Source organism: Oerskovia sp. 140933, from assembly GCF_059651515.1.
Map to the genome: position 1 here is coordinate 77,352 of NZ_JAMXIO010000019.1, position 6,000 is coordinate 83,351.

Below are 6,000 nucleotides of genomic sequence, written 5' to 3' on the forward strand. Positions count from 1 at the left end.
TCTGGGGGGTCACGGGCGGCGTCGCGGCGCTGGGCCGTGGTGGGGGTCGGCGCCCTGGCCTCCGCGAACCGCCCGCTGCCGCGGGAACAGGTCGACCAGGCCATCGAGCGGCGGCTGCGTGACGCCGTCGACGAGGAACCGACGCTGTCCAGCGCGCTCCTGACCGTGTACTCGGCCCCGGACGACCGGCTCGTGCAGTACGCGGTCGGCACCGAGCGTGCGGGCAGCGACGTCCCCGCCCGGGTCGACAGCCCGTACCACTCGGCGAGCGTGGGCAAGACGCTGCTCGCGACCGTCTACGGCCAGCTCCTGTCGCACACCTCCGGCGCCGCCGACGACGTCGAGGGCCCCGTGACCTGGGACGGTCAGCCTGCCGGGCGGCCGGGTCAGGTGGCCCCCGGCCCGACGACGCCGCCCCGGGGACGACGACGCCTCACCCGGTCCTTCGGCCGGGTGAGGCGTCGTGGTCAGTCCGGCCCCCGCCCGCGACTCGCGAGCGGGCACGCCGCAGGTCAGGCCGGGACGGCCTCCCGCGGGAAGAGCCGTGCCATGACGTCCGAGAGGGCGATGACGCCGGCGACCGAGGCGCCGTCGGTCACGACGGCGAGGTGGTTGCGGGTCTCGCGCATCTGGGCGAGGGCCGCGTAGACGGGGACGGACCGTTCGAGGGTGAACGGGGGACGCATGAGGTCGGCCGCAGGGCGGTCGCCGTCCACGTCGAGGGTGTCGCGCACGTGCACGACCCCCGCGACGGTCTCCTCGTCGCCGAGCAGGATGCGCAGGTGCCCCGACGAGCGCGTGGCCTCCTGGACGTCGTCGACCGTGGCGTCGAGCGGGACCTTGGTGGGCCGACCCCGGCCCGTGAGCAGGTCGCCCACGGTGAGGGTCTGCAGGTCCAGCGCGCCGGACAGCTGCGCGAAGTACGACGGGTCGAGGGCGCCCACGTTGGCCGAGTGCTCGACGAGGTGGCGCAGGTCGTCGGCGCTCTGCCCGGAGGCCACCTGACCGGTGGGCTCGACGCCCACCTTGGTCAGGCACCAGTTGGCCATGTTGTTGAGCCCGGTCAGCAGAGGACGGGTCAGCCACATGAAGCCGCGCATCGGGATCGCCAGCAGGGTGGCCGACGTCTCGGGGTGGGCGATGGCCCACGACTTGGGTGCCATCTCGCCGACGACCAGGTGCAGGAACGTCACGATGATCAGCGCGAGGACGAACCCGGCGGCGTCCGCGACCCACAGGGGTGCGCCCCACGCCTCGAACGCGGGCGTGAGCCAGTGGTGGACGGCGGGCTTGGTGATGGCACCGAGCGCCAGGGTGCAGGCCGTGATGCCGAGCTGCGACCCGGCGAGCAGGACCGTCAGCTCGGTCGAGCTGCGCAGCGCCGCGCGGGCCGAACGGCTGTTCGGGGCGGCGTCCTCGAGACGGTGCCGCTTGGCGGCGAGCAGCGCGAACTCGACGGCGACGAAGAACGCGCTGAGCGCGATGATGACGACGGTGATGGTCACGACGACCCAGGGGTTGCTCATCGGTCGCCCTCCTCAGTCTCGGGTGCCGCGTCGGGCGCGGTGTCGGGTACAGGCAGCGGCCGGTCGTCCGTCGGGAACGTCACACGGACGAGGGACGGCACGTGGCGCTCGACCTCGATCACGTCCACGCGCATCCAGGCGGGCTCCGGCTCGGCGGCGAGGGCCAGGTCGGCGGGGTCGAGCGGGAGCTCGACCACGACGCCCTCGCCGGGCTCGAGCAGCGAACCGTGCTGGTCGATGACCAGGCCGGCGATCGTCTCGTAGTCGCCGCGCGGCAGGTCGCGGCCGATCGCGCGCTCGACCTCGTCGATGTGGGTGTCCCCGGGCATGACCCAGACCCCGTCGTCGTCGCGCGGGGCGATCGTGGGCGTCGCGGGGTCGTGCTCGTCGGTGATCTCCCCGACGAGCTCCTCGGCCAGGTCCTCGGCCGTCAGGACGCCCGCGAACCCGCCGTACTCGTCGATCACGCACGCGAGCTGGTTGCGGGTCTCGGTGAGCTCGCTCAGCGCGTCGGGCAGGCTCATCGCGGTCGGGATCACGACCACGGGGCGCATGAAGTCCTGGGCGCGGACGGTGTCGTCGTGGGCCGAGGCCAGGACGTCCACGAGGTGGACGACGCCCACGACCTGGTCGTCGTCGGTGAGCACCGGGTAGCGCGAGTGTCCGGCGGCCATGCGCGCCCGCACCTGCGCGAGGGTGTCGTCGGCGTGCACGACGTCGACGTGGGCCCGCGGGATCATGGCGTGCTCGACGTCGCGCTCGGGGAAGTCGAGGATGCGGTCCAGGAGCACCGAGAGCTCGGCGGGCAGGTCGCCGCTCTGGCGGGAGTCGGCCACGATGTGCTCGAGGTCGCGCGCCGTCGCCGAGTGCTCGACGTCGTGGACGGGCTCGATCCGCAGCGCCTTGAGGAGAAGGTTCGAGGCCTGGTCGAAGATCTTGATGAGCCAGCCGAACACGGCGAGGTAGATGGTCGTCGACCGGGCGAGCCACAGGGCGACGGGCTCGGGCCGGGCGATCGCGAGGTTCTTGGGGAACAGCTCTCCGAAGATCATCTGGATGAACGTCGAGAACACCAGCGCCAGGACGGTGCCCACCGCGATGCCCACGCCGGTCGGGACCCCGACGCCCCCCATGGCCTCACCCAGGGACTCGCCGACGAGCGGCTCGGCGACGTAGCCGACGAGGAGCCCCGTCACGGTGATGCCCAGCTGGGCGCCCGAGAGCATGAAGGACGTGCGCTTGGTGACGGCCAGGGCGCGCTGCGCCCCCGCGTCCCCGGTGCTCGCACGCGCGCTCAACCGTGACCGGTCGACGGCCATGTACGCGAACTCCTGGGCGACGAAGTAGCCGGTCACGGCGGTGATCGCCACGATCACGACGACGCCGAGCAGCAGTGTCAGCACCCACATCAGAACCTGCACCCCCTCGTCGCAGCATCGGTGGCCGGCACAAGGGGGTTCGTACTGTCTGCGTCCATGTCTCTCTCAGATCGCGGGTAGATTCCGTCAGGTCAACGCGGAGGCGCGCCCGTGCGTTCCCGGATTCCCGCACGAATTTCTTCCCGCGCTCGGCGTGCGCGCTGAGGCCGTGCAGGGCCCCGGCGCCCCTGTGCCGCGCCCGCGCCCCCCGGTACCACCGTGCCGCGCCCCCCGGGACGCTCACGCCGCCAGGGCCCCGACGTACGCTGGTGCGAGCACCGAACGAACGAGGAGACCGGCATGGCGACGACCACCGCGGCCCAGGCGACCGTCGACGACGTGCTGGCCGAGCTCGAGGCTCTGGAGGACCCCAGGATCCGCGCGGTCAACGAACGGCACGGGGACGACCACGGCGTCAACCTGACGAGGCTGCGTGCGGTCGCCAAGAGCCTCAAGACCCAGCACGACCTCGCGCGCGGCCTCTGGGAGACGGGGGACACCGCGGCCCGCCTCGTCGCGGTCCTGGTCTGCCGGCCCAAGGCCTGGTCGGCCGCCGAGCTCGACGCCATGCTGCGCGACGCCCGCGTGCCCAAGGTCCACGGGTGGCTCGTGAGCTACGTCGTCACGAGGAGCCCGCACGTCGAGGAGCTGCGCACCGCGTGGTTCGCCGACCCCGACCCGGTCGTCGCGAGCGCCGGGTGGGCGCTGACGACCGACCGTGTCGCGAAGTCCCCCGACGGGCTCGACCTGCCCGGCCTCCTCGACCGGGTCGAGGCCGACATGAAGGACGCCCCCGAGCGCCTGCAGTGGGCCATGAACGAGTGCCTCGCCACCCTCGGCATCCACCACCCGGGGCTCCGTGCCCGCGCGGTGAGCATCGGTGAGCGGCTCGAGGTCCTCAAGGACTACCCGACGCCCCCGGGCTGCACGTCGCCCTTCGCGCCCGCCTGGATCGCGGAGATCGTCCGGCGCAGCGACTCGGCGTAGCGGCCGCCCGGGCGGCCGCGCGTCAACCCCCCAGACCGCCGAGCGGCCCCGCGGGCACGGTGTTGCGCTCGCGGCCGCACCGGGTGCACACGACGTACTGCGAGTCCTCGACGTACCGCTTCTGCCACCGGTGCCAGCCCACCGTGCAGCGCACGTCCTTCATGACGCACCTCCTCGACGGCGGGCGACGCCATCCGTCGCGCGGCGCCACCCACCACGCTAGTCGCGCCGCCGTCGTCGGCACAGGGGGACCGGCGGAAAGGTCCCGCGCGCTGCGGTGGCCCAGGGGGCCTGCGGCCCGGCCCGACGGCGTGCGAGACCTCCCGGTCGAGGGTTCCGCACGCCGTCGGGCCGGGCCGGCGGGCCTAGGCGACCGCCACGACCTCCCCGGTCACGGTGTCCGCGCGGAACGCCCGCTCGAAGCGGACGTCCCCCGCCTGGACCACGCACTCGACGCGTGCCTCGCCGCGCGCCACGTCGGCCGCGGTCACGGTGTAGGTCGGGGTGAAGAAGAGGGTGGCCTCGCCGGGGGCGAGGCGTACGGCGGGGAAGTCCCCGGGGACGTCGCCGTCGAGGTTCCCGCCCAGCGCGGCGGTGACGGGCCCCGGGCCACGGTGCCGGAACCGACCGGTGAACGCGAGGATGTCGCCCGCGCGCAGCCCTGGTGCGGCGGGGCCGTAGTTGACGTCCTGGGCCTCGCGCGTGCCGAGGACCTGGTCGCCGTCGTAGCCCTGCCCGATCTCCTTCCAGGTGTGCACGCCCCAGTCCCCGCCCTCGGCCGGGACGACGTGCGACGCGCCCACGCTGACCCACTGCGCGGGACGACCCGGCGTGATCGAGCGCAGCACCATGGTGAAGGCGCCGCCGTCGTCGTCGGCGAACGCCTCGACGGCCTGCGTGAGCGCCGCGGGCGAGAGCGCCTCGGCCCCGACCCGTGCGAAGACGATCTCGCGGTACCCGTCGCGCTCGTAGAGCACCCCGAGCGAGCCGTCGGCGAGGACCGCTGCGGTCGAGTACGCGCTCGAGCCCGCGCAGAGCGTCAGCGCAGGCCGCCAGGTCGCGCCCTCGTCGTACGACACGCTGAGGACGGTGTTGCGGCGCAGGTCGGCGTCGCGGTTGTTGGTCACCAGCAGGGGCGCGGTCGCGTCGGTCACGGCCCCGAGTCGCAGGATGCTCCCGTTGTCGCTCGGGTCGGGCAGGTCCGGCACCGGTGTCAGCGGCCCGTAGGTGCGGCCGCCGTCGGTCGAGACGGCCTGGACCCGGCAGCCCTGCGCGCGCGAGCTCAGGAGCACGCGCCCGTCGTGCAGCTCGACGACCTTGTTCTCGTTGGCCCCGGGGCCCGTGGGCTCGCCCAGCGTCCAGGTCTCGCCGTGGTCGTCGGAGTACGCGGACGCGGCGCGGATCTCCCCGCCGAGGAGCAGGACCATCTGCTGGAGCAGGCGGCCCGCGTACGGGCCGGTCTCGAGCTGGATCCCGGTGCCGGCCGCGGCGAACAGCCCCGTGACGCCCTGCGGCTTGAGCGAGGCCGTCACCCGACGGTGGGTCCAGGTCAGGCCGTCGTCGTCGGAGAAGGACAGGTCGACGTGCTGGACGTCGTCCTCGGGCTCGAGCCCCTCGACGGCCTCGAAGAACCCCGCGTGGGTCCCCGCCGCGTGGAAGCAGAAGATGCGCCCCGTGACGCGGTCGACGAGCAGGCTGGGGTCGCCGAAGCCCTGGAGCCCTGTGCCGACGCGCACGTCCTGCTGGGGCTCCCAGGTGCGGCCGTGGTCGAGGCTGCGCCGGACCAGCAGGTCGATCGTGTTCGGCAGGTCGTCGAGGTTGGGGCGCCCGTCGTAGGCCGCGAGGACGGTGCCGCGCGTCGAGACGGCGAGGGCGGGGATGCGGTACTGGCGGTGGCCGCCGACGCCGCGAGCGGCCAGCACCTGATGGGTGAGTTCGTGGGGGTTCGTGCGCATCCTCTAGAAGTACCCCGCCCGGTGCCCAGGACCAAGCCTCGCCGGGCGGCGAGTCGGCCCCGGTGCCGGACCTGGCCACCCTGCCCGACGGCGTCGCGCACCCTCGCGCGGAGG

At 73.7% G+C, this 6,000-nt stretch carries 5 protein-coding genes; 1 reads left to right on the plus strand and 4 read right to left on the minus strand.

Features of this window, described 5'->3' with window-relative positions; genetic code table 11:
- Nucleotides 1-512: 512 nt before the first annotated feature.
- Nucleotides 513-1,526: a hemolysin family protein gene (locus NHG27_RS11675; protein WP_193719942.1), complete on the minus strand. Its 1,014-nt coding sequence runs from the start codon at nucleotides 1,524-1,526 to the stop codon at nucleotides 513-515.
- Complete coding sequence (locus NHG27_RS11680; protein ID WP_227748464.1) at nucleotides 1,523-2,935, minus strand: hemolysin family protein; 1,413 nt, start codon at nucleotides 2,933-2,935, stop codon at nucleotides 1,523-1,525. Before NHG27_RS11680 ends, NHG27_RS11675 begins: the two co-directional genes overlap by 4 nt.
- 309 nt (nucleotides 2,936-3,244) lie before the next feature.
- Between NHG27_RS11680 and NHG27_RS11685 the strand changes: the two genes are divergently transcribed.
- Nucleotides 3,245-3,931: a DNA alkylation repair protein gene (locus NHG27_RS11685; RefSeq protein ID WP_497016410.1), complete on the plus strand. Its 687-nt coding sequence runs from the start codon at nucleotides 3,245-3,247 to the stop codon at nucleotides 3,929-3,931.
- 22 nt (nucleotides 3,932-3,953) lie between these two features.
- Here NHG27_RS11685 and NHG27_RS11690 read toward each other — a convergent pair whose 3' ends face one another.
- Together NHG27_RS11690 and NHG27_RS11695 are read right to left on the minus strand one after the other, a co-directional pair.
- Nucleotides 3,954-4,094 carry a hypothetical protein gene (locus NHG27_RS11690; protein WP_193719944.1) on the minus strand — a complete coding sequence of 47 codons (141 nt, stop codon included), beginning with the start codon at nucleotides 4,092-4,094 and terminating at the stop codon, nucleotides 3,954-3,956.
- Nucleotides 4,095-4,296: 202 nt separating this feature from the next.
- Nucleotides 4,297-5,886 (minus strand): sialidase family protein, encoded by a 1,590-nt coding sequence (locus NHG27_RS11695; RefSeq protein WP_497016411.1) that lies wholly within the window; start codon nucleotides 5,884-5,886, stop codon nucleotides 4,297-4,299.
- Between the last annotated feature and the right edge of the window lie 114 nt (nucleotides 5,887-6,000).